Origin of the sequence: Bradyrhizobium sp. 192 (assembly GCF_023100965.1) — a bacterium.
In the GTDB taxonomy this organism is placed as follows: domain Bacteria; phylum Pseudomonadota; class Alphaproteobacteria; order Rhizobiales; family Xanthobacteraceae; genus Bradyrhizobium; species Bradyrhizobium symbiodeficiens.
Genome location: NZ_CP064690.1, coordinates 7,658,618 through 7,684,464, shown reverse-complemented (window position 1 = coordinate 7,684,464; position 25,847 = coordinate 7,658,618). Strand labels below are relative to the sequence as shown.

Annotated in this window: 22 protein-coding genes and 1 tRNA gene; 6 read left to right on the top strand and 17 right to left on the bottom strand. The window is 62.8% G+C overall.

Features of this window, described 5'->3' with window-relative positions:
• Positions 1–15: 15 nt before the first annotated feature.
• A complete protein-coding gene (locus tag IVB24_RS36050) occupies positions 16–3,468 on the bottom strand; it encodes a PAS domain S-box protein (RefSeq protein ID WP_247771409.1) in 3,453 nt (1,150 codons plus the stop codon).
• A gap of 633 nt (positions 3,469–4,101) precedes the next feature.
• Here IVB24_RS36050 and IVB24_RS36045 point away from each other — a divergent pair.
• Together IVB24_RS36045 and IVB24_RS36040 are read left to right on the top strand one after the other, a co-directional pair.
• Positions 4,102–4,533, top strand: a complete 432-nt coding sequence (locus IVB24_RS36045) for a phasin (RefSeq protein WP_247771408.1) — start codon at positions 4,102–4,104, stop codon at positions 4,531–4,533.
• Positions 4,534–4,848: 315 nt separating this feature from the next.
• Positions 4,849–4,925: transfer RNA gene (locus tag IVB24_RS36040), tRNA-His, on the top strand.
• Between the two features lie 14 nt (positions 4,926–4,939).
• Here the strand turns inward: IVB24_RS36040 and IVB24_RS36035 are convergent.
• From IVB24_RS36035 to IVB24_RS36020, 4 genes are all read right to left on the bottom strand, one after another.
• Complete coding sequence (locus tag IVB24_RS36035) at positions 4,940–5,587, bottom strand: hypothetical protein (protein WP_247771407.1); 648 nt, start codon at positions 5,585–5,587, stop codon at positions 4,940–4,942.
• A gap of 88 nt (positions 5,588–5,675) precedes the next feature.
• Positions 5,676–6,527: a DUF4747 family protein gene (locus IVB24_RS36030; protein ID WP_247771406.1), complete on the bottom strand. Its 852-nt coding sequence runs from the start codon at positions 6,525–6,527 to the stop codon at positions 5,676–5,678.
• 364 nt (positions 6,528–6,891) lie between these two features.
• Positions 6,892–7,488, bottom strand: a complete 597-nt coding sequence (locus IVB24_RS36025) for a hypothetical protein (protein ID WP_247771405.1) — start codon at positions 7,486–7,488, stop codon at positions 6,892–6,894.
• 5 nt (positions 7,489–7,493) lie between these two features.
• Positions 7,494–8,816, bottom strand: coding sequence for a DUF262 domain-containing protein (locus IVB24_RS36020; protein WP_247771404.1), 1,323 nt, complete (start codon positions 8,814–8,816; stop codon positions 7,494–7,496).
• Positions 8,817–9,148: 332 nt separating this feature from the next.
• Between IVB24_RS36020 and tenA the strand changes: the two genes are divergently transcribed.
• Positions 9,149–9,823: a thiaminase II gene (gene tenA, locus IVB24_RS36015; RefSeq protein WP_247771403.1), complete on the top strand. Its 675-nt coding sequence runs from the start codon at positions 9,149–9,151 to the stop codon at positions 9,821–9,823.
• 54 nt (positions 9,824–9,877) lie between these two features.
• On the opposite strand, the gene IVB24_RS36010 is transcribed toward tenA, so the two are convergent.
• The 4 genes from IVB24_RS36010 to IVB24_RS35995 all read right to left on the bottom strand — a co-directional run bounded on the left by IVB24_RS36010 (position 9,878) and on the right by IVB24_RS35995 (position 13,582).
• A complete protein-coding gene (locus tag IVB24_RS36010; RefSeq protein ID WP_247771402.1) occupies positions 9,878–10,048 on the bottom strand; it encodes a hypothetical protein in 171 nt (56 codons plus the stop codon).
• A gap of 269 nt (positions 10,049–10,317) precedes the next feature.
• On the bottom strand, positions 10,318–11,262 hold the full coding sequence (locus IVB24_RS36005) for an AEC family transporter (protein ID WP_247771401.1): 945 nt from the start codon (positions 11,260–11,262) through the stop codon (positions 10,318–10,320).
• 227 nt (positions 11,263–11,489) lie between these two features.
• Complete coding sequence (locus IVB24_RS36000; protein WP_247771400.1) at positions 11,490–12,413, bottom strand: CoA ester lyase; 924 nt, start codon at positions 12,411–12,413, stop codon at positions 11,490–11,492.
• A 2-nt stretch (positions 12,414–12,415) separates the two neighbouring features.
• Positions 12,416–13,582, bottom strand: a complete 1,167-nt coding sequence (locus tag IVB24_RS35995) for a CaiB/BaiF CoA-transferase family protein (RefSeq protein WP_247771399.1) — start codon at positions 13,580–13,582, stop codon at positions 12,416–12,418.
• A gap of 503 nt (positions 13,583–14,085) precedes the next feature.
• Between IVB24_RS35995 and IVB24_RS35990 the strand changes: the two genes are divergently transcribed.
• Complete coding sequence (locus IVB24_RS35990; protein WP_094972990.1) at positions 14,086–14,430, top strand: hypothetical protein; 345 nt, start codon at positions 14,086–14,088, stop codon at positions 14,428–14,430.
• A gap of 367 nt (positions 14,431–14,797) precedes the next feature.
• Complete coding sequence (locus IVB24_RS35985) at positions 14,798–15,475, top strand: ParA family protein (RefSeq protein ID WP_094972989.1); 678 nt, start codon at positions 14,798–14,800, stop codon at positions 15,473–15,475.
• 79 nt (positions 15,476–15,554) lie between these two features.
• Here the strand turns inward: IVB24_RS35985 and IVB24_RS35980 are convergent, their stop codons facing one another.
• The 5 genes from IVB24_RS35980 to trxB form a co-directional block, all read right to left on the bottom strand.
• Positions 15,555–15,701, bottom strand: a complete 147-nt coding sequence (locus IVB24_RS35980; protein ID WP_162848621.1) for a hypothetical protein — start codon at positions 15,699–15,701, stop codon at positions 15,555–15,557.
• Between the two features lie 150 nt (positions 15,702–15,851).
• Positions 15,852–15,998 (bottom strand): hypothetical protein, encoded by a 147-nt coding sequence (locus IVB24_RS35975; protein ID WP_247771398.1) that lies wholly within the window; start codon positions 15,996–15,998, stop codon positions 15,852–15,854.
• Positions 15,999–16,171: 173 nt separating this feature from the next.
• Positions 16,172–17,080 (bottom strand): 4-hydroxy-tetrahydrodipicolinate synthase, encoded by a 909-nt coding sequence (locus IVB24_RS35970; protein WP_247771397.1) that lies wholly within the window; start codon positions 17,078–17,080, stop codon positions 16,172–16,174.
• Between the two features lie 458 nt (positions 17,081–17,538).
• Positions 17,539–18,462: a LysR family transcriptional regulator gene (locus IVB24_RS35965; protein ID WP_026201990.1), complete on the bottom strand. Its 924-nt coding sequence runs from the start codon at positions 18,460–18,462 to the stop codon at positions 17,539–17,541.
• A gap of 5 nt (positions 18,463–18,467) precedes the next feature.
• Positions 18,468–19,433, bottom strand: coding sequence for a thioredoxin-disulfide reductase (gene trxB, locus IVB24_RS35960; protein ID WP_094972987.1), 966 nt, complete (start codon positions 19,431–19,433; stop codon positions 18,468–18,470).
• A gap of 268 nt (positions 19,434–19,701) precedes the next feature.
• Between trxB and IVB24_RS35955 the strand changes: the two genes are divergently transcribed.
• Entirely contained in the window at positions 19,702–20,181 is a 480-nt protein-coding gene (locus tag IVB24_RS35955; protein ID WP_092029604.1) for an Lrp/AsnC family transcriptional regulator, read from the top strand.
• A 159-nt stretch (positions 20,182–20,340) separates the two neighbouring features.
• On the opposite strand, the gene greA is transcribed toward IVB24_RS35955, so the two are convergent.
• The 3 genes from greA to IVB24_RS35940 all read right to left on the bottom strand — a co-directional run bounded on the left by greA (position 20,341) and on the right by IVB24_RS35940 (position 25,818).
• The gene (gene greA / locus IVB24_RS35950; RefSeq protein ID WP_007596674.1) at positions 20,341–20,814 is read right to left on the bottom strand and encodes a transcription elongation factor GreA; all 474 of its coding nucleotides are present in this window, start codon (positions 20,812–20,814) and stop codon (positions 20,341–20,343) included.
• 225 nt (positions 20,815–21,039) lie between these two features.
• The gene (gene carB / locus IVB24_RS35945; RefSeq protein ID WP_247771396.1) at positions 21,040–24,504 is read right to left on the bottom strand and encodes a carbamoyl-phosphate synthase large subunit; all 3,465 of its coding nucleotides are present in this window, start codon (positions 24,502–24,504) and stop codon (positions 21,040–21,042) included.
• Between the two features lie 144 nt (positions 24,505–24,648).
• The gene (locus tag IVB24_RS35940; RefSeq protein WP_247771395.1) at positions 24,649–25,818 is read right to left on the bottom strand and encodes an MFS transporter; all 1,170 of its coding nucleotides are present in this window, start codon (positions 25,816–25,818) and stop codon (positions 24,649–24,651) included.
• Positions 25,819–25,847: the final 29 nt, after the last annotated feature.

The window sequence follows — 25,847 nt, the reverse complement described above, 5'->3', positions numbered from 1 at the left end:
AGCTTGTGGTGAATGCTACGCCCCCGCCACCACCGGCGCGAACACCACTTCGATCAGCGTGCCGTTGCCCGCGCTCTTGATGTTGAAGCGGGCGCGGTTGGCTTCGACCAGGGCCTTGGTCAGCGACAGGCTCAGCGCTGCACTGTCGGCGGCATCGCCGGGCGGCGGGGTGCGGAACGGCTCCATCGCTGCGGCGACCTCGCGCTCGCTGAGGCCATGGCCGGTGTCGCGGACGCGAAGCGCGATCTCGCCGCGGTCTGACAGCGCGGTCGAGACGATGACCTGGCCGCCGGCGCTGGCGAGCCGGATCGAATTCGAGATCAGGTTCATGGTGATCTGCCGCATCGCGCGCGCGTCCGCCGTGACCTGCGGCAGCGCATGCGCGAGCGAGGTGCGGATGATGATGCGCTCGCGATTGGCCTGCGGCTGCATGACGGTCACGCAGGCTTCGACGAGGTCGTTGAGGTTGAGGTTGGCAAAGTTCAGGTCGAGCTTGCCGGTCTCGATCCGCGACAGCTCCAGCAGATCGTCGATGATCGCGATGACGCGCTCGCCGGAGGCGCGGATGTCCTTCATGTATTCGCCGTAGCGCTCGTTGCCGAGCGTGCCGAAGCGCTCCGAGATCATCACCTCGGCAAAGCCGATGATGGCATTGAGCGGCGTGCGGATCTCGTGGCTGATCCGCGCCAGCATGTCGGCCTTGGCGTTGGCCGCGCTGTGGACGAGGTGGCGGGCCTGCGTCAGCTCGTTCTCGCCCTTTTTGCTCTGAGAGAGATCGCGGAACACGGCGAAGAAGTTCGGGCCGTCGGGCCGCGTGCGGCCCATGATCATCGCGAGCGGAATGACGCCGCCCTTCTTCTCGCGTCCCAGCACCTCGCGGCCGTGGTCGAGCAGGCTCGCGATATCCTGGCTCTTCATGCTCTCGAGATAGTCGACGACGATCTGCTGGCTCTCGGGCGCGAACAGCGTCACCAAATTCTGCTGGAGCAACGCTTCGCCGTCATAGCCGAACAGCGCCTCGGCGCTGCGGTTGCAGGCGTAGACGTTGCCTTCGGCGTCGAACATGACGATGCCCTCGGCCGTGGTGTCGAGGATCGCGGCAAGATCTTCGGCCTCGGCTTCGCCGGCCGTGGAGTCCAGCTCGGGCGCGTAGGGGAAGGATTCGGCGACGACGGATTCGGCAACGATCGTCTCAGCGATGACAGGCGATGCCTGCGGCAGCGCGCAGATCAGCGCATGCGCGCTCTCGCCGTCCCAGTCGATCGTGTGCAGATGCGCTTCCGTGGTTGCAAGCGGCGCTTCGCCGGTCGCGAGCGTCGCGCTGATCGTGACAGGCGTGCCGGCTTGCGAGGTGCTGCTGGCCAAGGACACGCCGGGTTCGACATAGAGCGCATCGAGCCCGCCGGCGTCCTCCAGCGCGCTCAGGCCGGCATAGCCCATGCGCGCGAGAAACGCCGGGTTGGCGTAAAGCAGGCGGTCGAGCCGGTAGATCAGGATGCCCGTCGGCAACAGGTCGAGCAGGGTGCGGTCGCGCGCGCTGGCGCCGCGTGGCGGCGGCGCGGGCTCGGTCAGCCATTCGGCCGCAGTGTGCTGCGGCTCGGGCTCCGGCGCCGGCGGCTCGGTGGTGATCTCCACCACGGGCTCGGAAGCCTCAGTGGCGATCGTCTCGCGCTCGCGTTCGAGCCGTTCGGACAATTGCCGGGCGAGCTCGTTGAACGCACTGTTCTCGACCGGCGTCAGCGTCGGCGATCTCTGATCATTGAGTGATCTGACATCGCCGTGCTGGCGGAACGGCACGACATTCGGAGGGGTTTCGACTGGCGTTTCCACTTGTCTGTCCGGATCGGTTGGGTGTGAATTCGCGTCGCTGGTGGGCTCTGGCAGTTCAGGTTCGGGTATCGGCTCGGGCTCGGGTGCGGGCGGCTCGATCGGCGGAGGCGGCGCCTCCGCGACCGGCTCGGCCTCGGGCTCGGGCGCGACCGGTTCGGCTGGCAGGGCGTGCTGCGCCGGCGGCTCGGCCACCAGCTCAAAACGCCTCAGCGCTTCCAGTCGGTTGAGGCCGTCGAGATCGCGGCAGACGCCAAAGCCCTTGAAGCCCGCGAAGTTGCGCGAGGAATCGTAGACCGGCAAGCCCGCGAGCTCGACCGGCAGATGTTCGCCGCCGTCAGCCGGCCAGTTGACGGTGATCCCGGCCCAGGTGTCGTGGCTTGCAAGCGCCTCTGCGACGCGGCCATCAGGATCGAGCGACAATTGCCCGGCGATGTCGCGCCAGGGGCGGCCGAAGGCCGAGGCGGTGCGCGCGCCGATCAGGTGGATGAATTCATCGGAGAGAAGCACAAAGCGGCCCTCTGCATCCAACTGCCAGAGGAAGCGCAGCGGATGCTGACGCGGTGCGGGCGGCTCATGGCCCGACGATTCCCGGCCCGACGACGGCTCGACCATGCCCGATGTGATCGGCGCAGCCTGCGGCGACACCATGGCTTGATGCGGGTTTTCAACCGGAGTCTTTGGCGCGACGTCAGCGCTCTGCTCGTGCGCGTCCGGCTCCGGTTCGAGCACAGTCTCCTCGACCGGATCCGCGACAGCTTGCTCGTCCGTTGCGATCTCCGCGGTCGCCTCGCCCTGTGGCAGTGCCGCAGCCGCAATTGTTTCGACCGGCTCGGCGAAGGCGTCGAACAGGGCGATGCCCGCCTGCGCATCGTGCGATGGCGGCGGCTCGCTTGGCATCTCCACAGCTTGCGGCGCGGGTTCGACCGGCACGTTGCTTGCTGCGACCTCGGGCGTGCTCTCGGGCACGGCCGCTTCCGGCGCAGCCTGCGCGGCAGGCTCGATCAGCGCAACCAGCCCGACATCGGCACCTCGGCCGACCCGCTGCAGCACCATCTGGCCGATGCCGATCGGCGTCTCGGCGCGGCCGTCGCGAAGCGCATCGCTGCGCGCCTGTTCGAGGCCCGCTTCGCCGAGATCGCGAAAGCCGAGCAGGGCGCGGGCGGCTACACTGGCGCCGACGAACAGTCCGTCGGGCGCGAACGCCGCCATCGGCGTCTTCGCGCCCTCGACCAGGCGATGCAGCCGCTCGACCAGCGGCATGGTGCGCAAGGCCGGGTCCATCGCGGTGACGAGCACCGCGTGTCCGCCATCGGCAAAGTCGATCCGGGCGCAGGCGCAGGTCATCAGCGTGCCGAGCCGGGCGCCGAAGCCGCGCAGCCGTTCCAGCCGCACGGTGCCGTTGGCCGGCAGCTGCCGGGCGAGCCGGGCGATCTGGCGGCGATGGCCGTCTGCCGGGCCAAGAGTCCGCTCCGCGAGCGCTGCGCCGTTCGCCGCGCCGAACAGTCTTGCGCCGACCGGATTGGCCCACAGCACCCGCGTCCCGTCGATCGACCACAGCCAGGTCGCGAGCGGCGAGGTCGCGTGCACGGCCAGCCGGGGATCGCCCACACCTCGCAACTGGAAATCCGAACTCGTCATCCGACCGGCTTTGGTCTCACGTAGGAGGGTGGCGGCTGCCGGGAATGACAGCCTTAAGAAAGGGTTAGTATCGCCCGCGCCCGCGGGCAGGTCCACGGCCCCACGCCCCGGCGGCGGCCCTAAGCCGCGATAACCTTAATCGGCCCAAACCCGCAAGCCGCAGCCCGGTTCATCCTGGGGATTCGGGGGGACCTGGGTGGTCACCTCTCCCGCTTGCGGGAGAGGTCGCGCCCCGGGCGATGCGAAGCATCGTCCCGCGCGCGGGTGAGGGCTCTCGCCTCATTGGGGCTGTCCCATTGCGGAAGCACCCTCTCCCCGACTCTCTCCCGCAGGCGGGAGAGGGAGCAAACCGCCTGCATGGCCGACCATCCCGACCCTCAACCCCCGGTTCCCCCATACCGGAACCTCACCCTTACCGAGATTAAATTTCGCACCGCACCCTGTTGGCGCGTTGCGTTGCACAATGTTGACATGATAGGCAGCCATAATACTGGGCACTGGACGAGCCATCTCGTTTGTTTCGCGTTTCCAGTCTTCGTTCCCGCCAGTTTCCAAAGCTGAGACAAGGCCCCGGTTGGCCGGCGGGCGCGCCAGAAGGCTCACTTCATTTTCCAATTAGCGTGAGGGACAACCATGACAGGTGCGACTGATCCATTCTCTGCCTCCGTCATTCCGTTCGAGGTTCCGGAGCAGATGCGTGCGTTCGCCGAGAAGGGCGTTTCGCAGGCCCGCGAAAACTACGCCAAGTTCAAGGACGCCGCCGAAAGCCATAACGGCACCGTCGAGGCCGTGTTCTCCTCCGCCCACAAGGGCGCGAGCGAATACGCCGCCAAGGTGATGGAGTTCATGAAGGCGAACACCACCGCCCAGCTCGAGTTCACCCAGCAGCTGTTCAGCGTGAAGTCGCCGCAGGACGCATTCGCGCTGTGGACCGGCCATTCCAAGACCCAGCTCGAGACCTTCCAGTCCCAGGCCAAGGAGCTCGCCGAGATCGCCCAGCGCGCGGCCACCGCCGCCGCCGAGCCGATCAAGGCCAGCGCCGCCAAGCTCTACCCCGCCGCCTGAGCGGATCGGGTCTGAATTGATTAAGAAACCCGGGCCCAGTGCCCGGGTTTTTTCTTCACCTCTCCCGCTTGCGGGAGAGGCTGGGAGAGGGCTCTCTCCCCGCGGGGAGTGTCGCCGCCAGGCGGGCGAGGGCGACCGCAACCTCGCTTCGGTCGCCATCAAGCCTGATTTCATCGCGCTGAAGGTGATTTACCCCGGTTTTTCGTCCGTTTGCGGCCTTGCCAAAAACGGCCGTTGCACCTAGTTTCCGCCCCGTCCAGCCCCCCTCGGTGACCGGCCCGTCAAGGGCTCGCCTGCGGCGCGGCTCGCAAGGATGCAGTTGTAGCTCAGTTGGTTAGAGCGCCTGTCTGTGGAACAGGAGGTCGGTGGTTCGAGCCCACCCAACTGTACCAGTGTGATCCTGCTTTTAATCTGTTTCTCGGTCGACGCCCGTGCTGGATTTCTCACTGATTGGGTGTGCTTCAGAGAATCGCGATTCTTTCGGTTGATCCACTCGGTTCCCCTGTTCCTCAAGGCTAGCATACTGATTGTAAAGGCTTGCCGTTTGGAGAAGTTGGATGCCCGCTGAAACCGTGATCAGCACGCCGTAGAACAGAAAAAAAAGCGCTAGTACGTCTATCGAGGCGCTTGCTGTCGCTTTCCCTACGATGCCGACGATCAACGCGCAGGCCTGTACGACGATGAAGTGTACGAGGTTGACTGTCAGTCTCATGAAATACGATCGCGGATCACCATCCTGCGCAAGCATCTTGAAAATGGGTGCGGAGGAGAACGCCAAGACGATCGCCAAGGCGCCCACGGTGAAGCCCAGCAAATTTGGAATGACGCTTACCGCTATGTCGGAAGCACTGACCGATGGGCTCCAACGAAGGCGACAGCCAACGGTCAGGAAAACCGCTACGTGGACGTAGGGTGAGCGTAGAAGGGCACGCGGTCCGCCGTAAATATCGAAGTATCGAAGAAATGCTCGATACTGATTCTTCCAATAGTGAAAGCACCAATCATAAGAGCGTTTGCAGGCCTTACGCCAGATTCGTAAAACGTGTGTCGCCATGAGTAACTTGCTCTCAAATTTTCGAAAGAGAGCAAGCATCCGCGAGCGGAATGGTCCGTATTGATCCTTAAACCATCTGAGAAATTGATCATAAGAGACTGAGCAGACTCGATAGAAACGCCGTGAAAGACGAGCCACCTTGGACCTCAATCTCAACCACCTTCGGATGAAGCTTCGTGGATTCGTAGACATTGGCTCCAGCCTCGGTCTTTCCGCGCCCTTCAACATGGCCGTCAACTGCCGCTGCGTCCGCTAGCGCTCTAATTTCGCCGTCAGGTTTAATCGTTGTGACTTTTGCGGCCTTGGCCAATTCCAGGTCCTGACTTTTAGCGCCCATGGCTTTGAGCCTAGCATGCAGTATCTCAGCCTCGTCGCTGAGGTCCTCGGCATTTGGGCGCGTATTGTGTATTCGAAGCCATCGCAAACGAGGGATATCAAAAATTCTATCGAGCGCATCTTCGGTAGGGATAACTGTGACGGCTACTTCAACCTCGACCTCAGCCAAGGCAGAATGATTAAATAGTTTTGCGAAGAATTTTTCTGCACGCGAAGGGCCGAACGTTTGGCCCAGCTCGTTCCTAAGCTCGACAACTAGTCGATGTGTCGGTTCATTGAATACGAAATAAAAGCTGCGAAAGTTCGGCTCGAAATCCGGCGGGAGCACAATGCTCTGCTTTTCGATGGGCGTGGCCTCGATGTTCTTTTTCTTATTTAGCCACTTTCCGTCTTTATCTATATGTGCCCAAAGCACGACCCTGCCCGTCAAAAGTTCTGGTCGATCTTCTAGCGGAGTCACGGCGGTGATTTTGCCCCAATCACTGCCGTGAAGATGAATTTCCACGTTTGCCGCGAGCTCCAGTAGTCTGCGATAAACACCGACTGGGTGCGGAGACGCAGCTATGTTCAACGCGCCAACCTGGATTTTCGGATTACCCGCCATCAACTCCCCCTCGGATTACCCCGCGGGAACAATTGCACAACCCAAAGAGGAGTCAATTTTCAGGTTTAAATCCGCGTCGCAATAGGCCCATACCTTAGGACTACGTGCGTTGTTTACGAATGGGGGTCCAGAGCCATCGAGCGTTTGCGGATTGTCTTTGGGGAATGCCGGTGACAGTGCACCAAACTTCCTGATCGCGCCGGGGCGGTATCCACGACTCTGATCGTCAATTCAGTGTATTGCCAAAGTCACTAGCGAGATGCGTCCCTAAATTAAGAATAGCCCCATCGGCCACTCTGGTGCCATTTCGTGCTCTCAGTGCAGATTACGGTGATAGTGCACGAAAAACACCTATCTAGCCGCTCTACCAGCCACCGTTCCAGTCCTTCAATCGGCCGAGCAGAACTAGGAGGGCGGCATATGGCTCGTTGACATGCTCCGGCTGATACAAATCTAGTTCGCTTTCGGCCAAAATCTTGAGGTGCACGTTATTTCGATGCTTCCAAAGCTGCTTGAGAGTTGCGCATTGCTCTTGGGAGATCCATCCTTCTTCTTGAGCCTTCGTTAACCGAGGATTCACACCGGCGCCGTTTTTTGCGGATAGCACTTTATCTCGTGAAAGGCTGGGAACGCAGAGCGATACCTCCAATATCGTTCCTAAAGTTACGATGGCAGACTTCAAGGCCATTTGCTTGCCGACGCTAGCGATATCCGTACGCGAAACCACCCACCAAAGAACGTCAAGGAACATGAATCCGTAAGCGCAACTGCTGATTTGATCTCGCGTCAAGTATGCAGGGCACCGGACCCTGTATTGGGCAGCGGTTCCGATCATTCCACGCGGGAAGCTGAATTTAGCCTCTGGCTTGAACGCGCGCCCACAATAGTCTTGGATGTCTTGGACTAAAGAGCCTGCATTTGCAGCTGCAGCCTTCAGCTCATTGTCGTCTGCAATAGCCATAGCTGTTACGCCGCCAATCTACGGTTTCCATTTCCCTTTGACGAATTGTGCCTTCTGCACATCAGAGCGGCGTTCTCCAACTTACTCCGACCACCTCTACTGTGTGGATCTATATGATCGATTGTAAAGTCGTTCCAACTCAGTTTGGTTGTGCACCCCTTATGAGAGCAAACGCGATTCGCGGAGGTATTCCAAATGATGCGGCGCTGCTCGGCGGTAAACCCCCGTTGCGAGTCTTTGCTCGAAAAGAGACTCTTCAAGATGCTACCAAGGATCTGTTCGCGCTTTCGCCTCTGACTTACGTCATCGGTCATCTGCGACACCGTGACTAAGTATTCTCGGTAGAGTTCCTGGTCTGGACGAGCTCCCTTCGCTTTACGCTGGAGCTCACGAACTTCGTCGACGCGGTTTGCGAAAGCCTTGAGCAAGTCCCACGCAAGCTGATTTCGACGACGATCAGTGAGGACGAGTCCTTCTTGCTCGTACTTTCCGATCAGGACTGCCAAAGTGTAGAAGTCTGTGATTTGCTTCAGACGGGTGCTCTTTAAGTCCGGGAACATTCGTTGTACCCGGTTCAGCGTTGCGGTTGCCAGCGACACAGCTCTTCTTAACTGCCGACCATCGAAGGAGTTCGTTTGCATAACCCTATCTAGAGCAGTTTTCTTGTTTAGAACGTCGCCTTGAACGAGCGACAACATCAATTCTGACACGAACTCAACGTGCTTCATCCGATCGATTTGACCGGCAGTAAGAATTCCGTTCTTCAAGAAGTACTTCGTGAATCGGTTTGCCAGTCTCGATGCTTCCTTGAGGAATGGGCTACGATAGTAACGGGCATGCCTCTTCTCTTGTCGTGTCAGTGCTTTGCCGGTCGAGTTAATTCGAACGAAAACTTCTATGATTTCTCCGAGCTCGCCATCGACCTCGATAACGGGTATCTCATAACCTGTGATGAGATGTTGTAGGCCTCTTCTCTTCATAAGAGGCCAGTCGATCCACTCCAATTCATCAGAACCTGGAAGCTGAGTGCGTGTATAAAATCGACCGCGCAACGCGCCGATAAACATCAGCAGGGACTCAATCCGCTGCTTTCCGTCGATCACGTCGAACACTAAGTGGCCGTCCTCCTCACGCTTGTACAAGAAGATAGCAGGAAGAGGATAGTTCCGTAGGATGCTGTCTACGAGTTTGGCCCTATCGCGCTCATTCCAAACCGATTGGCGCTGGAAACCTGGCTCAAGGTTCAAATGATTGCGCTCGTACAAATTCCAGAGATCGAGCACGCTCTTAGTCGTTGCTTTGTGCTTCGTAGATGCTGATTTCTGCATTTGCCCCCCGACATTTGCGCTACCATAACGGATAGTTGAAATTCAGCCAACCATCAACCGTACGATCCGCCCCCCCCCCCCCCGGCAGCGTAACGGCCGCCAGAAGCGTCGTCAGCGCCACCGCGCCCGATATCGGGTTCACCAGCCGCTGTTACTGCACCGCGAAGATATGCGCGGACGCTGACAGTGCCCAAAACTCTCGACGCCAAGAGTGTCCGCAACTCCGCTCAAAGCCAATTCTGTCCGCAGTCGCCGTAGCTCCTCGGGTCGCAATGCGCTATCGGTAGCTTGCCAAATACATTCACAGACAAGCAATCCCGGCAAAAACCATCGTGAATTTCTTCGAGCGTCTCAAGACAGCAGCATCCGTTGAGTGGCGGGCCTATACCGAGCATCCCTTCACGAACGGATTGGCAGACGGCTCGCTCCCCGAAGCGGCGTTTCGTCGCTACCTCGTTCAGGACTATTTGTTCCTCATCGAATTCGCACGTGCCTACGCGCTCGCGGTCTACAAGTCGCCCACACTTGCCGACATGCGAGAAGCAGCGGCCGGCCTGTCGGCCATCCTCGATGTCGAGATGAACCTGCATGTGAAGCTCTGTGCCGAATGGGGCCTATCCCCGAGCGACCTTGAACAAGCCCCTCCGGCGGCCGAGATGCTGGCCTATACGCGCTACGTGCTGGATGCGGGAATGCGCGGCGATCTGCTTGCGCTCAAGGTGGCGCTTGCGCCTTGCGTGATTGGGTATGCGGAGATCGCGACGCGGCTCGCCTCGCTCCCCCTCGCGGACGCGGCGAGCAACGCCTATCGCGTCTGGATCGCCGAATACGCCGGCGCGCCGTACCAGGAGGTCGCTGCCAAGGCGCGGGCGCACATGGAGCAGCTCGCCGATCGCTACGCCACGCCGGCCCGCGAGGCCGAGCTGATTGCGATCTTCAAGGAAGCCACCCGCCTTGAGGCAGACTTCTGGGAAATGGCCTGGCGCGCGGGCAAGCCGGTTCAATAGCCTTTTTGTAGCCGTCCACGGTCAGCGATATGGCAAGCGGCATGCCGGTCCGGCTCAATGACCGCGCGGCACGCGATAGGCTGCGTTTCGCAGCTTCATGACGTGCGAGGTGGAGAATTCTGCAGCGGACAAGCGGGACGCCACGTACATCTGCGACGCGATGAACAGGCAAATCGAGAATGCAATCGTCGTCGTCGCACTCGCGATCTGGTGCCAGGTACTCATCGATCCCTCTTCCTCCAGACAATCCCGGATTCAGAAGCCGCTGAGGGGACATTCGTTCCTGCGTTCGGGAAAAATCGGCAATCGCTGCGGCGGACCTTTTCGGCCGGGAGGGTGTTTGTAGTTCGGCAGGAAGAACGCTGAGGAGCTGAACAATGAACGGAATTATCTATATCGTCGGTCTCGTCGTCGTGGTTGGCATCATTCTGTCGTTCCTGGGATTGCGTTGATCCGGCGGATGGCGACTTGCCGGAGCGGGCGCGCATGGCGGCCTAGTTGAGACGGGCCACCACCATGACCACCACCGGCAACGTCACCGCCGCCAGCAGCGTGCCCAGCGCCACCGCGCCGGACACCGGGTTCACCAGCCGCTTGTACTGAACCGCAAAAATATACGCGTTGGCGCCGGTCGGCATCGCCGCGAACAGCACGATCACGCCGGCAGCTATCGGCGGCAGGCCGAGCAGTTTTGCCAGCACGAACGCGGCCGCCGGCATCGCCAGCAGCTTGAGCGCGCACAGCACGACCACGCTCAGCATCTCGCCCTTCACCTCGAACCGGAACAAATTGATGCCGAGCGCGATCAGCGCTGCCGGCGAACCCGCCTGCGCCAGCAGCTCGATCGTCCTGTCGACGACCGGATTGAGGCCGAGGCCGCTGAAGCGCCAGACCACGCCAAAACCGATTCCCAGCATCAGCGGATTGCGCGCGAGATCCGCCAGCACGGGGCGGATCACCGAAAGCGGCGAGCCGGTGCGCTTCTGGCTGACCAGCTCCATCTGCAGGATGCCGCAGAGCCAGAGCAGCGGCGTGTTCACCGACAGGATCAGCGCCATCGGCCCCGCCGCCTCGTTGCCGAGCGCCGAGAGCACGAGAGGAATGCCGAGCATCACGATGTTGCCGTAGACCGAGCCGATCGCGAACACGACGCCGTCCTCGCGGTCTTCGCGCCGTGCGCGCAGCAGCGCGGAGATCGCGAGCGCCGCAATCCAGGTCAGCGCCAGCGCGCCGTAATAGGCGCCCCACATCCGCCAGGGGCTGACATCGGGAAATTCCGAGACGACGATGGTGCGGAAGAGGAGGGCAGGGATCGCGATGCTGAAGGCGAATTCGCTGATGCCCTTGTGCGCGCCCTCCGAGACGAAGCGAAACAGCACCGCGGCATAGCCGGCCGCGATCAGCGCGAACACCGGCGCGACGATCAGCAAGGTGGCCATGCGCCGCTATGCTCCCAGGACTATCGCAGATGACTTGACGCGGCGGCCGGTGCGCACGCCTCGTCCTTCGAGACGGCGCTGACGCGCCTCCTCAGGATGAGGCTAATCAGCCTCATTGCCTTTTGAAACTGCATCCACGCACTCCGTCCTCATCCTGAGGAGCCCGCTGAAAGCGGGCGTCTCGAAGGATGGCCGCAGGAATAACTCTCAAATGCGATTTCCCTGGGCTACGACCCCAGCTCGATGATCCGGCGCGCCATCCGCACATTGGCATAGTCGATCATCTTGCCGTCCAGCGTCACCGCGCCCTGGCCTTGCGCCTCGGCTTGCTCCATCGCATCGACGATCCGCCGCGCCTGCGCGAGCTCTTGGTCCGACGGCACGAATGCACGCAGCGTCGGTTCGATCTGGTCGGGATGGATGACCTGCTTGCCGTCAAACCCCATCGCCGCGGCCTTCTGCGCGCTGCTCTCGGTGAGCCTGGCATCGCGGAACGCGCCGCAGGGGCCGTCGATGGCCTGAAGGCCGAACGCGCGGGCGGCGACCAGAAGGCGCATCATCGGATAGGCGAACAGATCGAGCGGGGCGGAGGCGTAGCCGGTTTGCGCCGATCCCACATGACGATAACCGTCCGGCGACACGCCGATGTCGGAGGAGCGGGCACCGATCGATGCCGCAAAATCTCCGACGCCGAGATGCAGCGCGGCGATGCTGTCGTGACATGCGGCCAGCGCCTCGACATTGACGAGGCCGAGCGCGGTCTCGATCAGCAGATCCAGCGCGACCGGCGCGGGGCGATCGGGCGCGGCCGCGCGCATCTGCCCGGCAATGCCGACGATGTCGCTCATGCGTTCCGCCTTCGGCACGATCACCGCATCTAGCCGCGGCAGCGCCGCCAGCGCGCGGATCTCCCCGGCGATGAAGGGGCTGTCGACTGCGTTGATCCGCACCGTGACACGCTTGCTGCCCCAGTCGAGCGAGGCGAGTGCTTGGACGGCCTCGTTCAGCGCGAGGCTCTTCTCAGACGGCGGCACCGCGTCCTCGAGATCCATGAACACCGCATCCGCCGCTGAGGCCGCTGCCTTGGCGACGAGACGGGCGCGATGCGCGGGGACGGCGAGGGTGGCCCGCATGGGCCGCAGCGAGGCCATCGTCAAATCTCCTTCGAAAGACCGAGTTCGCCGAGGATGGCCTGATTGTGCTCGCCCACATCCGGCACCGGATCCATCCGCGGCTTGACGCCTGGAATGGTCAGCGCCGGCAGGAAGCTCATCACCGGCCCGCACGGCGAGCCTACATTTTGCACCCGGGATCGCGCGCGGAGCTGCTCGTGCTCCAGAAAAGCCTCGACCGAGTTCAGATGCGCGTTGGCGATCGAAGCCTCGTCCAGCAGCCGCAGCACCTCCTCGCTGCTCATGGACGCAAAGCGCTGCTCGATATGTCCTTGCAGATCGTCGCGGTTCTGCATGCGCAGCGGATTGGTGCGGAAACGCGGATCATCCGCGAAGCCGGCATCGCCGAGGACGATGCTGCACAGCGACCGCCATTCCCGGTCGTTCTGGATGCCGAAGAAGATGGTGTTGCCGTCGCCGACCCGGAACGGCCCATAGGGTGCGATGGTCGCGTGCCTGGCGCCGGTGCGCGGCAGCGGCCGTCCCGTGCTGTGCGTGTAGAAGGCGGGATAGCTCATCCAGTCGGTGATGGAGTCGAACAGCGAAGCCTGGAACGCCGTGCCCTTGCCGGTCCGCTCGCGGCGGTACAGCGCCATCAGCACCCCGTTGAGGATGTACATGCCGGTGGCGATGTCGACCACCGACAGCCCCACCTTGGCCGGCTCCGCCTCGGTGCCGTTGATGGCGAGCACGCCGGCCTCGCACTGCACCAGCAGATCATAGGCCTTCTTGTCGCTGTAGGGCCCGCCGGTGCCATAGCCCGAGACGTCGCAGGCGATGATGCGCGGGTGCTTCCGAAGCAGCGATGCGGCATCGAGGCCGAGCCGCTCGGCGGCACCCGGCGCAAGGTTCTGGATGAACACATCGGCCTGCGGCAGCAGGGCATCGAGCACCTTGCGGCCGTCCTCGCTCTTGATGTCGATGGCGAGGCTTTCCTTGGAACGGTTGGTCCAGACGAACTGGCTCGACATGCCGTTCATCACGTGGTCGTAGTCCCGGCAGAAATCGCCCGCGCCCGGCCGCTCGATCTTGATCACCCGCGCGCCCCAGTCCGCCAGGTGCCGGCTCGCCAGCGGCGCCGCGATCGCCTGTTCCAGCGAGACCACCGTGACGCCCGAAAGCGGCAGCTCCGCTTCATTGCCTTCCATGAGATCGCTTCCCCTCGTGCGCTTTTCGACCAGCGCAGGAGACAGGCCGACCACCCCACGCGCATCTTATTGATGACGGCATCATGCCCCCGTTTTGCCCGACGAGTCAAATTCGACTTCGCAAAATCCTAAAAATGGAGTGGAAATGCCCAGGCATTACCGGGACTTGGCTACTGTGCATGGGGTTGTTTTCGCAATTTTTGGGTTGGGTGGGTCTGTGCTCGCGCTGTCGTCCCCCGCTCTTCCATGTGGTAGTCATGCCCGGGCTTGTCCCGGGCATCCACGTTCTCGGTGCTGCGTGGCAAGGCGTGGGTGGCCGGGACAAGCCCGGCCATGACGTCGCGGACAGTTCCGCGTCTCAAATGCTTTCCGAGCGACTGCGGGTAAAGGCCAGCCCACCCTGTTGCCGAGACCGCACAGGTCGCGGCTTTCGCATCCCCCCTCGTTGCCAACGAACCGCCGTTCACCCACTATTCCCTCCGACTCGACATGTGGGGGGATCGATGCCGGCGCTTCGCTTCAAGACATCCTTGGCTGCTGCAACCCTGGGGATGGCCCTGGCCGCGCTGATCCAGCCCGGTACCGGCTTCGCCTATACCCCGGAGGAGCAGCAGGCCTGCTCGCCGGATGCGATGCGGCTGTGCAGCGAGTTCGTTCCGAACGTCGATGCCATCACCGCCTGCATGATCAAGAAGAAGGCGCAGCTCTCGCCGCAATGTGCGGTGTTCTTCCGCCGCGGACCCGAGCCGGGCGAGCAGCGCGCCGGCAAGCCGACCAACATCGCGCCCAAGACCGCGAAGAAGAGCACCAAGCCGGCGCCCAAGAAGAAAAAGACCACCGACGGCTGAGCGCGGGCAACCGCGTTCCTCATTTGAAACCTTCGTCCTGTCCGGCATCAGCTCCGCGCCCGCCAGCGGACTCGTTTTGTTCGCATGGGTCTCGCTGATGCCTGGGGCAACTGCCGGGTGATAAGCGGTTTACGCGGCAAGGTTGCGTCCCGCTTGATCCCGCAAGACTGCTCAAAAAACGCACAGACGCTCGCGCGAGCCGCGTTTTCCTGTGCCCGGCAGCTCGGGTGCTGCGACGCAGTGTGACTCAAAAGCCAACACGCCTTGTTATTTCGTGGCCGTAACGCAACCCTCGATAAATTTTTCTTTCACGAATCAGCGTGGTGATTCATTTTCGCGGTCTGGGGTCAATCTGGAGGCCGAAGGTATGAACGTTATTGTTTTCGCATCGCGTAAAGGCGGCTCGGGCAAGAGTACCCTCGCCGCACATCTTGCCGCACAGATCAAGGCGAGCAAGCAGGTCATGCTGGTGGACGCGGACCCGCAGGGCTCGCTGACGCTGTGGCACAAGCTGCGCGGCACCAACGAACCGCCGATCAAGTCGGCCGTGAACTCCGTCAGCGGCATCGTCTCCGCTGCCAAGCGCGACGGTTATGAATGGGTGTTGATCGACACGCCGCCGAACCTCTCGGCCGTCGTCGACGACGCGATCAAGAACGCGACGATGGTCGTCATTCCGGCGCGTCCGGGCGTGTTCGACGTCAACGCGGTGCAGGAAACCATCCAGATGTGCCGCGCAGCGCGCAAGCCCTACGCGGTCGTGCTCAACGGTGCCCCGGCGCGCCGCGACGAGTCCGAAAGCCCGATCGTCACCATCGCCCGCGAAGCGCTGGCGAAATTCCGGGCTCCGGTGTGGGGCGGCCAGATCACCAACCGTTCGGATCTGCTGATGGCGCTGAGCCACGGCGAAGGCGCGCGGGAATATCAGGCCGAGAGTCGTGCGGCTCAGGAAATCGCAAGGCTGTGGGCGGCGATCGAGCGTTCGGTCAAGGCCATTCGCGGCACGGCGTCGGCGTCCGGCGCAATGCACAAGCAGGCTGCGTAATTTTTTATAAATCATTCCCCGGACGAAAAACGCGCGGATACCCGCGCGTTTTGCGTTTTCGGGATCTGCTGAAGGACGGCTACGCCACCATCAGCATGTAGAACACGATGACCGGCGACAGCGTCAGGATCACCGACCAGATGCCGACGGCCCAGAGAATGTCCTCGGTGGTAAAGTTCTCCTCGGTGGACAGCTTTTCCTGCCCGGCGCCGAAATAAGACGCCATTTCATTCCGACTATTCACAAAACGCCCCCGCGATTTCTTCGCTTATGGCGTGGACGGTACCCGGGATGTTTTAAGATTCCGGCTTGCGGCGCCGCTCGCATTTTGAGCGCATTTGTGACGGCGGCTTAACCATCCGCATTGGCAGATGTCTCAGGCGAGCCAGATCCGAAACAGCAGCACCGGCATCAGGCCGAGCATTACGGCCCAGAACCCGAACGACGATAGGACGAGAATTCCCTGCAAAAGATCGGCCGGCGCGAATTGCTGCGCGGCCGTAGGCCGGTTGCGATGCCCCATGGTGATTCCCCCTCGTGAAAAGTTCTGGAGGAAACGATAGGCGCGATTGCGTAAACGAGGCGTGGATGGGGAATGCGGCAGCAGCGAAGGCCGTTGGGGTGCGGTTAACCACCGGCACGCTCTTCCTTCTCCCGCAAGGGGAGAAGGAAAGCAGCGCGCGTGGAGAGGAAAAGCTACGCCGCGACCTTCGTCCGCCGCTCGATCTCGCGATCGATCGCGGCGGCGAGCTCGCTGCTCACTTCCACCATCGGCAGGCGCACCTCGGGGCTGTCGATCAGGCCGCATCGCCACAGCCAGTACTTCGCCGGCGCCGGGCTCGGTTCGGTGAACAGCAGCCGCGTCAGATCGGCGACCTCGTGCCAGCGCGCCAGCGCCGCGTCGTGGTTGCCGCGCTTCGTTTCCGCATACACCGCCGCAAAGGTCGTCGTCTCGATATGGGCGGACAGCACGATGCCGCCGTCGGCGCCGTCGACGAGCGCCTCGAAATAATTGGCGTCCTCGCCGGTGAGCACGCGAAATTCCTTCGGGCGGTCGCGCAACAGCGCGATCGATTGCTCGCGACTCGCGCCGCAATCCTTCAAGCCGACGATGTTCGGGTGCTCGGCCAGACGCAGCATGGTCTGGTTGGTGATGTTGACCGAGGTGCGATAGGGGATGTTGTAGAGCGCGAGCGGCCATGCCGCGTGATCGGCAAGCGTCTCGAAATGCGCCAGCAATCCGCGCTGCGAGGGCCGCACATAATAGGGGCTTGCGATCAGGTAGCCGTCGATCGGCCAATCCGCGGTCTCGTCGAGACGATCCTGCAGCCGCGAGGTGTCCACGCCTGATAACCCGAGGCAGATCGGCAAGGTGCACCGGCCCGCCGCCATTTCGTCGCGCACGATGGTGACGAGACGTTCGAGCTCGGCCTCGCGCAACGTCATGCCTTCGCCGGAGGTCGCCCCCAGGATGAAGCCGTCGATGCCTTGCGCGCTGTAGTGTCGCGTCAGCCGCCGCAGCGATCGCTCGTCGAGCGCGCCGCCCTGAAACGGCGTCACCAGCGGCAGCCACAGCCCGTGCAAATGATCTTCAAGTCCGGTCATGTTTCCATCTCCTTCTCGGGAAACCTGAGACGGAGGGCACATGAAAAAACCCCGTCCAGGCGGCGGGGTTTTCGGGATTGCAGCGATGACGAAGTCGGTCTAGCGCGCACAAAACTCCGAGGTCCCCGAATGGGGGCCTTTTTTCGAGGCGATCGCCTTCGACGAAATTGCGCACGACTTCGTGATCATTTGCAAATGATGCGGGGTATACCTGGAACTGTCAATACACGCAGAAGGCGACGGCCGACTTGAACAAAAAAAAGCCGGGCCCAGAGAGCCCGGCTTAAGGTATTGGCCACGTGAGGCCGACACAATCACCTTCCAAGAGGGATTACTGAACTCCCGCGCCACTGGAGGAGGGGGACAAATGCGCAACGCGAAGGCTCAGCGTGCAAACAGTATGAGCTTGACGAGCGGCCCGCAGCAACAGCCGAGGCCGCATGTCAGTCATGCGGAAATCAGGACGGCCAACGCTGCGCTTTGCTGACCACGAAGTCGCGGAACACCTGCACGCGCGCGACCGTCTTCAACTCCTCGGGATAGACAAAATACGTATCGAGCTGGATCGAATCCGACTCGCCGAACAACTGCACGAGTTTGCTCTGTTCCTCGACGAGGTAGTCGGGCAGCGCTGCGATGCCGAGGCCCTGCTGACAGGCGCGGACCAGACCGAGGATGTTGTTGACCCTGAAATAGGCTTCGCGCGGACCCGAGCCGTTGCGGCCCGCTTCGACCAGCCAGTTGCGGTTCTGCAGATGCGGCGCGAAGTTGCCGTCCGAGAGCGTGATGATGCGGTGGGAGTCGAGTTCTTCCAGCGTGCGCGGCGTGCCGAAGCGCTTGATGTATTCCGGCGAGCAATAGGCGTGGAAGCCCATCGCGAACAGCTTGCGCTGGATGAGATCCGGCTGCGTCGGCTTGCGGGTGCGGATCGCGACGTCCGCTTCGCGCATCGACAGGTCGAGCTCTTCGTCGGTGACGATCAGCGAGATCCGGATCTCGGGATAGAGTGCGGTGAATTCGCCGAGCCGCGGGATCAGCCAATTGATGCCGACGCCGGGTGTGGTGGTGATCTTGAGGTCGCCGCTCGGCCGCTCGCGGCTGTCGGTCAGCTTGGCGCGCGCCGCCTGGAGCTGCATGAACACGTCATGCGCGGTGCGGAACAAGAGGTCGCCCTGCTCGGTGAGGATCAGGCCGCGGGCATGGCGGTGGAACAGCGAGACCGAAAGCTCCTGCTCCAGCGCCGAGACCTGGCGCGACACCGCCGATTGCGACAGGCCGAGTTGCTCGCCCGCATGCGTGAAGCTGCCAGCTTCCGCCGCTGCGTGAAACACCTTCAGCTTGTCCCAGTCCATATCCGTAAATCCGTCGCGTGTTCGAGGCATGATCTTTATTCCGCTGCCGCGCGCTCGCTGGCGCGCAGGGCCAAGAAACGTTCGGCTTCGAGAGCTGCCATGCAGCCGAGGCCGGCGGCCGTGACGGCCTGGCGATAGGTTTCATCGGCCACGTCGCCCGCGGCGAACAGACCGGGCACCGAGGTGGCGGTCGAGTTCGGGGCGACCTCGACATAGCCCGACGGTTTGAGCTTGATCTGGTCTTTCACGAGCTCGGTCGCCGGTGCGTGGCCGATGGCGATGAAGACGCCGTCGGTCTTCACGTCCGTCAGCGCGCCGGTCTTGACGTTCTTGAGGCGGACATGGGTGACCTTGTTGGGGTTCTCGGTGCCGCAAATCTCGTCGACGGCGCTGTCCCAGATCACCTGGATCTTCGGGTGCTTGAACAGGCGCTCCTGCAGGATGCGCTCGGCCCGGAAGTGATCGCGGCGATGCACGATGGTGACCTTTGAAGCATGGTTGGTGAGGTACAGGGCTTCCTCGACCGCGGTATTGCCGCCGCCGACCACCACGACCTCCTTGTTGCGGTAGAAGAAGCCGTCGCAGGTGGCGCAGGCCGACACGCCGCCGCCCTGGAATTTGACTTCGGACGGCAACCCGAGCCAGCGTGCCTGGGCGCCTGTGGCGAGGATCACCACGTCGGCGAGATAGACGTCGCCGGAGTCGCAGGTGAGGCGGAACGGCCGCTGCGAGGTGTCGAGCTTGATCACCAGGTCGGAGATGATCCTGGTGCCGACATGCACCGCCTGCTTCTCCATCTGCTCCATCAGCCAGGGGCCCTGGATCACGTCGGCGAAGCCCGGATAGTTCTCGACGTCGGTGGTGATGGTGAGCTGGCCGCCCGGCTGGATGCCCTGGATCAGGATCGGCTCGAGCATCGCCCGCGCGGCGTAGATCGCCGCGGTGTAGCCGGCGGGGCCGGAGCCGATAATGACGACCTTTGCATGGACAGGAGCGGACATTTCGACGGACGCCTTTGCACGGGGGACTTGCAGCGCGGGCGCGGAACGTGCCGGGAGGCCTCGCGGAGGCGCTGAAATATCAGAGCTAATCTAAGCCTTCTGGTGAGCTATGCAAGAATTGCATTGCCTGTCGGCGGATTTTTCCAACAGGGAACAAAAGTCGATTGCGGTGCACGCGCAATAAAATTGCGCTAGGCGTGCAGACTGGGCTATGAGCATTGCGAGAAATCCACCCAATACCGCCGTAAAAGCCAGGAGTTCCAATCACGTGTCGCGGAACCTAGACGAGATCGACCTGAAAATTCTCACCGAAATTCAGGCCGACGGTCGAATCACGAATGTCGAGCTGGCCAAGCGGGTCGGCATCTCGCCCCCGCCCTGCCTGCGCCGGGTCCGGGCGCTGGAGGAGGAGGGCTACATCCTCGGCTATCGCGGCCTGCTCGACGCCCGCAAGCTCGGCTTCGACGTCACCGTGTTCGCCGCCGTGCACCTGTCCAGCCAGGCCGAGGCGGATTTGCGCGCCTTCGAGGAGTTCGTTCGCGCCGAGCCACTGGTGCGGGAATGCTGGATGCTGTCGGGCGAGGTCGATTTCATCCTCAAATGCGTCGCGCCTGACATGGCGACCTTCCAGGATTTCGTCACCCATCTCACCGCAGCGCCGCACGTGCGGAATGTGCGGACGTCATTGGTGCTGCATAATTCGAAGTACGAGGCAGCCGTGCCGCTGGATGTGAAGGGGCGGAGGTAAGCTTCCGCTCTCGTGCCTTCGCTCGTCGAGCTTCGGCGGACAAGTTGCTCGCAGTGACGAGGGGTAAGAGAGCGTGCTCGGCCCTCGCAAGCAATACGCCGAAACAAAAAGGCCGCGCTGGGCGCGGCCTTTTTCAAACGTCAGCGCAGCGGCAAATGCTTACCGCCACTCCACCTTGGTGATCTCATACGCCTTGGCGCCGCCGGGGGCGTTGACCTCGACGGTCGAACCCTTCTTCTTGCCGATCAGCGCGCGGGCGAGCGGCGAAGTGATGGAGATGCGGCCCTTCTTGGCGTCGGCCTCGACCTCGCCGACGATCTGCCACACCGTCTTCTTCTCGGTGTCCTCGTCGACCAGCGTCACGGTGGCGCCGAACTTGATGGTGTCGCCGGACAGTTTCGAGATGTCGATGATATCGGCGCGCGCGAGCTTGTCCTCGAGCTCGGCGATGCGGCCTTCATTGTGGGACTGCTCTTCCTTCGCGGCATGATATTCCGCGTTCTCCGACAGGTCTCCGTGCGAGCGCGCCTCCGCGATATGCTCGATGATGCGCGGACGGTCCTCGGACTGGCGCTTCTTCAATTCTTCCCCGAGCGCGGCAAAGCCGCCCGCTGTCATCGGAACCTTTTCCATCTCTTCTCTCGTCCTTCGGTCACGCGCCCCCACAAACAGCGGGCGCGGCAACCTTGATTCGTTGGTATTCCCGGCGCTGAACACGCGGCCACCGGAACGTTATGTGGGCTTGGCGCCGGAACAGAACAACCACCATGGCCGGACAGTTCCTCCGGCCATTGTGGCTTCATTGCCAGTCACTTAGCGGATGGCTTAACCCCTCGAGGCTCGGCCTGCCGCTCGCGATCAGGTTTCCGAAAAGTAGCTCTGCAGGGTACGTACCTCAAGGTCTCCGCCGAGATAGGCGCGGATGCCCTGCGCGGCCGCCACGGCCCCCGAAAGAGTGGTGTAATACGGCACTTTATGCAAGAGGGCCGCGCGCCGCAGCGACCGGCTGTCGGCGAGCGCCTGCGGGCCTTCCGTGGTGTTGAAGACGAGCTGGACGTCGCCATTGGTGATGGCGTCGACGATATGCGGCCGCCCCTCCAGCACCTTGTTCACCTTCTCGGTCGGGATGCCCTGGTCGGTCAGGAAGCGCGCCGTGCCCGATGTCGCCAGCACCTTGAAGCCGAGCGAATGCAATTCGCGGACGGCCTCGGCGATGCGGGTCTTGTCGCTCTCGCGCACCGAGACGAACACCGTGCCCTTGCGCGGCACCCGCGTGCCGCCGCCGAGCTGGCTCTTGGCGAACGCCACCGCAAAGGAGCGGTCGATGCCCATGACCTCGCCGGTCGAGCGCATCTCGGGACCAAGCACGGTATCGACGCCCGGGAAGCGGGCGAAGGGGAACACCGATTCCTTCACGCCGACATGCTTGAAGTCCGCCTTCTTCAGCTTGAAGTCGGCGAGCTTCTCGCCGGCCATGATGCGCGCGGCGATCTTGGCGACCGGCGTGCCGATCACCTTGGCGACGAAGGGCACCGTGCGCGAGGCGCGCGGGTTGACCTCGAGCACGTAGATGTCGCCGTCCTTGATGGCGTATTGCACGTTCATCAGGCCGACGACGTCGAGGCCGAGGGCGAGCTCGCGGGTCTGTCGCTCCAACTCCTCGATCATCTTGGCGTCGAGCGAGTGAGGCGGCAGCGAGCAGGCGCTATCGCCGGAATGGATGCCGGCTTCCTCGATGTGCTCCATGATACCGACGATGAAGGTATCCTTGCCGTCGCAGAGGCAGTCGACGTCGATCTCGGTGGCATCGGAGAGGTAGCGGTCGAACAGCAGCGGGTTCTTGCCGAGCACGGTGTTGATCTGCCCGGTCTTGTCGTTCGGGTAGCGCGCCTTGACGTCGGCCGGCACCAGCTCCGGCAGCGTTCCGAGCAGATAGTCGCTGAGCTGGTTCTCCTCGCGGATGATCTGCATGGCGCGGCCGCCGAGCACATAGGACGGGCGCACCACCAGCGGCAGGCCGAGGTCGGTCGCGACCAGGCGCGCCTGCTCGACCGAATAGGCGATGCCGTTCTTCGGCTGCTTCAGCCGAAGCTTGTCGAGCACGCGCTTGAAGCGGTCGCGGTCTTCGGCGAGGTCGATGGCGTCGGGCGAGGTCCCGAGGATCGGCACATCGGCGGCTTCCAGCGCACGCGCGAGCTTCAGCGGGGTCTGGCCGCCGAACTGCACGATCACGCCGTGCAGCGTGCCGTTGGTGCGCTCCTTGGCGATGATCTCCAGCACGTCCTCGGCGGTGAGCGGCTCGAAATAGAGCCGGTCGGCGGTATCGTAGTCGGTCGACACCGTCTCCGGGTTGCAGTTGACCATGATGGATTCGTAGCCGGCGTCATGCAGCGCGAAGCAGGCGTGACAGCAGCAATAGTCGAATTCGATGCCCTGGCCGATGCGGTTCGGGCCGCCGCCGAGAATGATGACCTTCTTCTTGTCGGACGGGGTGCTCTCGTCCGCCGGGGCGCCTGCAAACAGCGCCTCATAGGTCGAATACATATAGGCGGTCGGCGAGGCGAATTCAGCCGCGCAGGTGTCGATGCGCTTGTAGACCGGGCGAACGCCGAGCGCGTGGCGCTTCGCCGTCACCTCGGCCTCGGTCGTCTGCGCGATCACGGCAAGCCGCGCGTCGGAGAAGCCCATGGCCTTGAGCGTGCGCATGCCGAAGGCATTGCCCGGCAGGCCATTTTTGCGGACCTTCTCCTCCATATCGACGATGCCGCGCATCTCGCTGAGGAACCAGGGGTCGATCTTGCAGGAGTTGAAGATCTCCTCGTTCGACCAGCCGAGCCGCATGGCTTGGGCGACTTGGAGAATCCGGTTCGGCGTCGGCGTGCCGAGCGCGGCGCGGATCGCGTTCTTGTCGTCGTCGCGGCCGAGACCCTCGATCTCGATCTCGTCGAGCCCGGTGAGGCCGGTCTCGAGCCCGCGTAGTGCCTTCTGGAGGCTCTCCTGGAAGGTGCGGCCGATCGCCATGACTTCGCCGACCGACTTCATGGATGTGGTCAGCGTGGTGGAGGCGCCCGGAAATTTCTCGAAGGCGAAACGCGGCACCTTGGTGACGACATAGTCGATGGTCGGCTCGAACGAAGCCGGGGTGGCGCCGCCGGTGATGTCGTTGGCGATTTCGTCCAGCGTGTAGCCGACCGCGAGCTTGGCCGCGACCTTGGCGATCGGAAAGCCGGTGGCCTTCGAGGCCAGCGCGGAGGAGCGCGACACGCGCGGATTCATCTCGATCACGACCATGCGGCCGTCTTCGGGATTGACGCCGAACTGCACGTTGGAGCCGCCGGTCTCGACGCCGATCTCGCGCAGCACCGCCAGCGAGGCGTCGCGCATGATCTGGTATTCCTTGTCGGTCAGCGTCAGCGCCGGCGCGACCGTGATGGAGTCACCGGTGTGCACGCCCATCGGATCGAGGTTCTCGATCGAGCAGACGATGATGCAATTGTCCTTCTTGTCGCGCACCACCTCCATCTCGTACTCTTTCCAGCCGAGCACGGATTCTTCGATCAGCACTTCGTTGGTCGGAGAAGCATCGAGACCGCGCTCGATGATGTCGAGGAACTCTTCCTTGTTGTAGGCAATGCCGCCGCCGGTGCCGCCCATGGTGAAGGAGGGGCGGATGATCGCGGGCAGGCCGATCTCGGACAACGCCATCAGCGCCTGGCCGAGCGCATATTCCTGGTAGCGCTTGCGGCGGTCGCTTTCGCCGAGGGTCCACTGCCGATCGTGCTCTTCGAGGGCCGCGCCCGAGAGCTTTTCGCGTTCAGCCTGACGCTTGTCGCGGAAGGATTTCTTCAGGGCGGAGGCGTTGGCGAGCCGCGACTTCGGTGTCTCGAGCCCGATCTTGGTCATGGCCTCGCGGAACAGCTGGCGGTCCTCCGCCTTGTCGATCGCGTCGGCGGTGGCGCCGATCATCTCGACGTCGAACTTTTCCAGCGTGCCCTGCTGGCGCAGCGACAGCGCGCAGTTCAGCGCGGTCTGGCCACCCATGGTCGGCAGCAGCGCGAAACCGCCCGGAATGACGTGACGTTCCTTCTCGATGATTTTTGCGACGATCTCGGGGGTGATCGGCTCGATATAGGTCGCATCGGCCAATTCCGGGTCGGTCATGATCGTGGCCGGATTGGAATTGACGAGGACGATGCGATAGCCCTCTTCCTTCAGCGTCTTCACCGCCTGGGTGCCCGAATAGTCGAACTCGCAGGCCTGGCCGATCACGATGGGACCGGCGCCGATGATCAGGATGGTGGTGATGTCTGTACGTTTGGGCATCAACTCTCGCCGGACTGGAATTTGGGCACAAAAAAAGGGCGCGCTTGCCGCGCGTCCCCTGAAGCCGAGAGCGCGGGGGTCTCCCTCGCGCGCGGGTGGGTCTTAGACCAGATTCCGGAGCGGCGAAACCCCGAAAAATATCCATCAACCGGCAATTTTGACGGGTTTTGGCCGGGCCTGCCAGCCACGGGCGAGATGCACCACAAGTGAGGCCGCAACGCTCGATCCGCCGATCCAGCCCAAGTCGGTCGGCGACAGGGTGGCCAGCACCGCGCCACCCAGCGCCCCGCCGATGGCGAAGCCGAGATACATGGCGGAGGCGTTGAGCGACAGCGCGATCATCGAAGCCTGCGGCTCGATCCGGATGATGCTGGCGATCTGGGCCGGATAGAATGCCCAGCCAGAGATGCCCCAGAGGAAGATCGCGCCCAGCACCGCATAATGCGCCTGTCCGGGCATCAGCTTCAGGACCAGCGAATGCAGGACGAGGGCGCTCGCCATGCCGGCGAGCCCGAGGGCGGCGGTCGTAAACGTTCCGAGCCGGTCGGCCAGGGTACCGCCGAGCATGTTCCCGATCGCGGCCGCGCCGCCGAACACCAGCAGGGCAAGGCTGATCTGCGAGGCATCGAAGCCGAGCCCACGCAGCGGGACCGCGAAATAGGTGAACACGGTGAAGCCGCCGAGCGCCCATAGGATCGTGATCACGAGCGCGGTCAAGACATGGCCGTGACGCGCCACCGCCAGACGCTCGCCGAGCGAGGCCGTGTTGCGCGGCAAGCCGCGGGGCAGGCCGAACAGGAGGGCGACGAGCGCGACCGTGCCGATCAGGGCGACCATGGCAAAGGTTGCGCGCCAGCCGAACAGGCTGCCGACGAGATTGCCGATGGGGACGCCGATGACGGTCGCGACCGTCAGACCTGAGGTCACCAGCGCCACGGCGCGACCGCGCCGTTCAGGCGAGGCGATCGCGACCGACACGGCGAGTGCCGTCGGCATGCATAGGCCGGAACCCAGTGCCATCAGCATCCGCGAAGCCAGCAGCAGGGCGTAGTTGGATGCAACCATGGCCGCGAGGTTGCCGGCGATGAAGGTGGTCAACGCCAGCGCCAACACGGTGCGGCGGTCGATGTTGTTCAACGACACCGCCAGGATCGGCGAGCCCACGGCGTAGGTGAGGGCGTAGGCGGTGACCAATTGCCCGGCGGCCGAGACCGAAATCTGCAGATCGGCTGCGATGCTGGGCAAAAGTCCTGCAATCACAAAGCCTTCGGTGCCGATCGCAAAGGCGGCCAAGGCCAGCCAGAATACGCTCATTGGACGATGTCCCTTTGTTCAACGTTTAT

Excerpts from the sequence above, each read along its gene's own strand:
- IVB24_RS36030 (WP_247771406.1), bottom strand. The coding sequence starts at position 6,527 with ATGGCGGGTAATCCGAAAATCCAGGTTGGCGCGTTGAACATAGCTGCG.
- greA (WP_007596674.1), bottom strand. The coding sequence starts at position 20,814 with ATGGAAAAGGTTCCGATGACAGCGGGCGGCTTTGCCGCGCTCGGGGAA.
- IVB24_RS35970 (WP_247771397.1), bottom strand. The coding sequence starts at position 17,080 with ATGACCGGACTTGAAGATCATTTGCACGGGCTGTGGCTGCCGCTGGTG.
- IVB24_RS35990 (WP_094972990.1), top strand. The coding sequence starts at position 14,086 with ATGCCGGCGCTTCGCTTCAAGACATCCTTGGCTGCTGCAACCCTGGGG.
- trxB (WP_094972987.1), bottom strand. The coding sequence starts at position 19,433 with ATGTCCGCTCCTGTCCATGCAAAGGTCGTCATTATCGGCTCCGGCCCC.
- IVB24_RS35995 (WP_247771399.1), bottom strand. The coding sequence starts at position 13,582 with ATGGAAGGCAATGAAGCGGAGCTGCCGCTTTCGGGCGTCACGGTGGTC.
- IVB24_RS36020 (WP_247771404.1), bottom strand. The coding sequence starts at position 8,816 with ATGCAGAAATCAGCATCTACGAAGCACAAAGCAACGACTAAGAGCGTG.
- IVB24_RS36025 (WP_247771405.1), bottom strand. The coding sequence starts at position 7,488 with ATGGCTATTGCAGACGACAATGAGCTGAAGGCTGCAGCTGCAAATGCA.
- IVB24_RS36045 (WP_247771408.1), top strand. The coding sequence starts at position 4,102 with ATGACAGGTGCGACTGATCCATTCTCTGCCTCCGTCATTCCGTTCGAG.
- IVB24_RS36005 (WP_247771401.1), bottom strand. The coding sequence starts at position 11,262 with ATGGCCACCTTGCTGATCGTCGCGCCGGTGTTCGCGCTGATCGCGGCC.
- IVB24_RS35965 (WP_026201990.1), bottom strand. The coding sequence starts at position 18,462 with ATGCCTCGAACACGCGACGGATTTACGGATATGGACTGGGACAAGCTG.
- IVB24_RS36035 (WP_247771407.1), bottom strand. The coding sequence starts at position 5,587 with ATGGCGACACACGTTTTACGAATCTGGCGTAAGGCCTGCAAACGCTCT.
- IVB24_RS35975 (WP_247771398.1), bottom strand. The coding sequence starts at position 15,998 with ATGGGGCATCGCAACCGGCCTACGGCCGCGCAGCAATTCGCGCCGGCC.
- IVB24_RS35985 (WP_094972989.1), top strand. The coding sequence starts at position 14,798 with ATGAACGTTATTGTTTTCGCATCGCGTAAAGGCGGCTCGGGCAAGAGT.
- IVB24_RS35940 (WP_247771395.1), bottom strand. The coding sequence starts at position 25,818 with ATGAGCGTATTCTGGCTGGCCTTGGCCGCCTTTGCGATCGGCACCGAA.
- IVB24_RS36050 (WP_247771409.1), bottom strand. The coding sequence starts at position 3,468 with ATGACGAGTTCGGATTTCCAGTTGCGAGGTGTGGGCGATCCCCGGCTG.
- carB (WP_247771396.1), bottom strand. The coding sequence starts at position 24,504 with ATGCCCAAACGTACAGACATCACCACCATCCTGATCATCGGCGCCGGT.
- IVB24_RS36000 (WP_247771400.1), bottom strand. The coding sequence starts at position 12,413 with ATGGCCTCGCTGCGGCCCATGCGGGCCACCCTCGCCGTCCCCGCGCAT.
- IVB24_RS35980 (WP_162848621.1), bottom strand. The coding sequence starts at position 15,701 with ATGGCGTCTTATTTCGGCGCCGGGCAGGAAAAGCTGTCCACCGAGGAG.
- IVB24_RS36010 (WP_247771402.1), bottom strand. The coding sequence starts at position 10,048 with ATGAGTACCTGGCACCAGATCGCGAGTGCGACGACGACGATTGCATTC.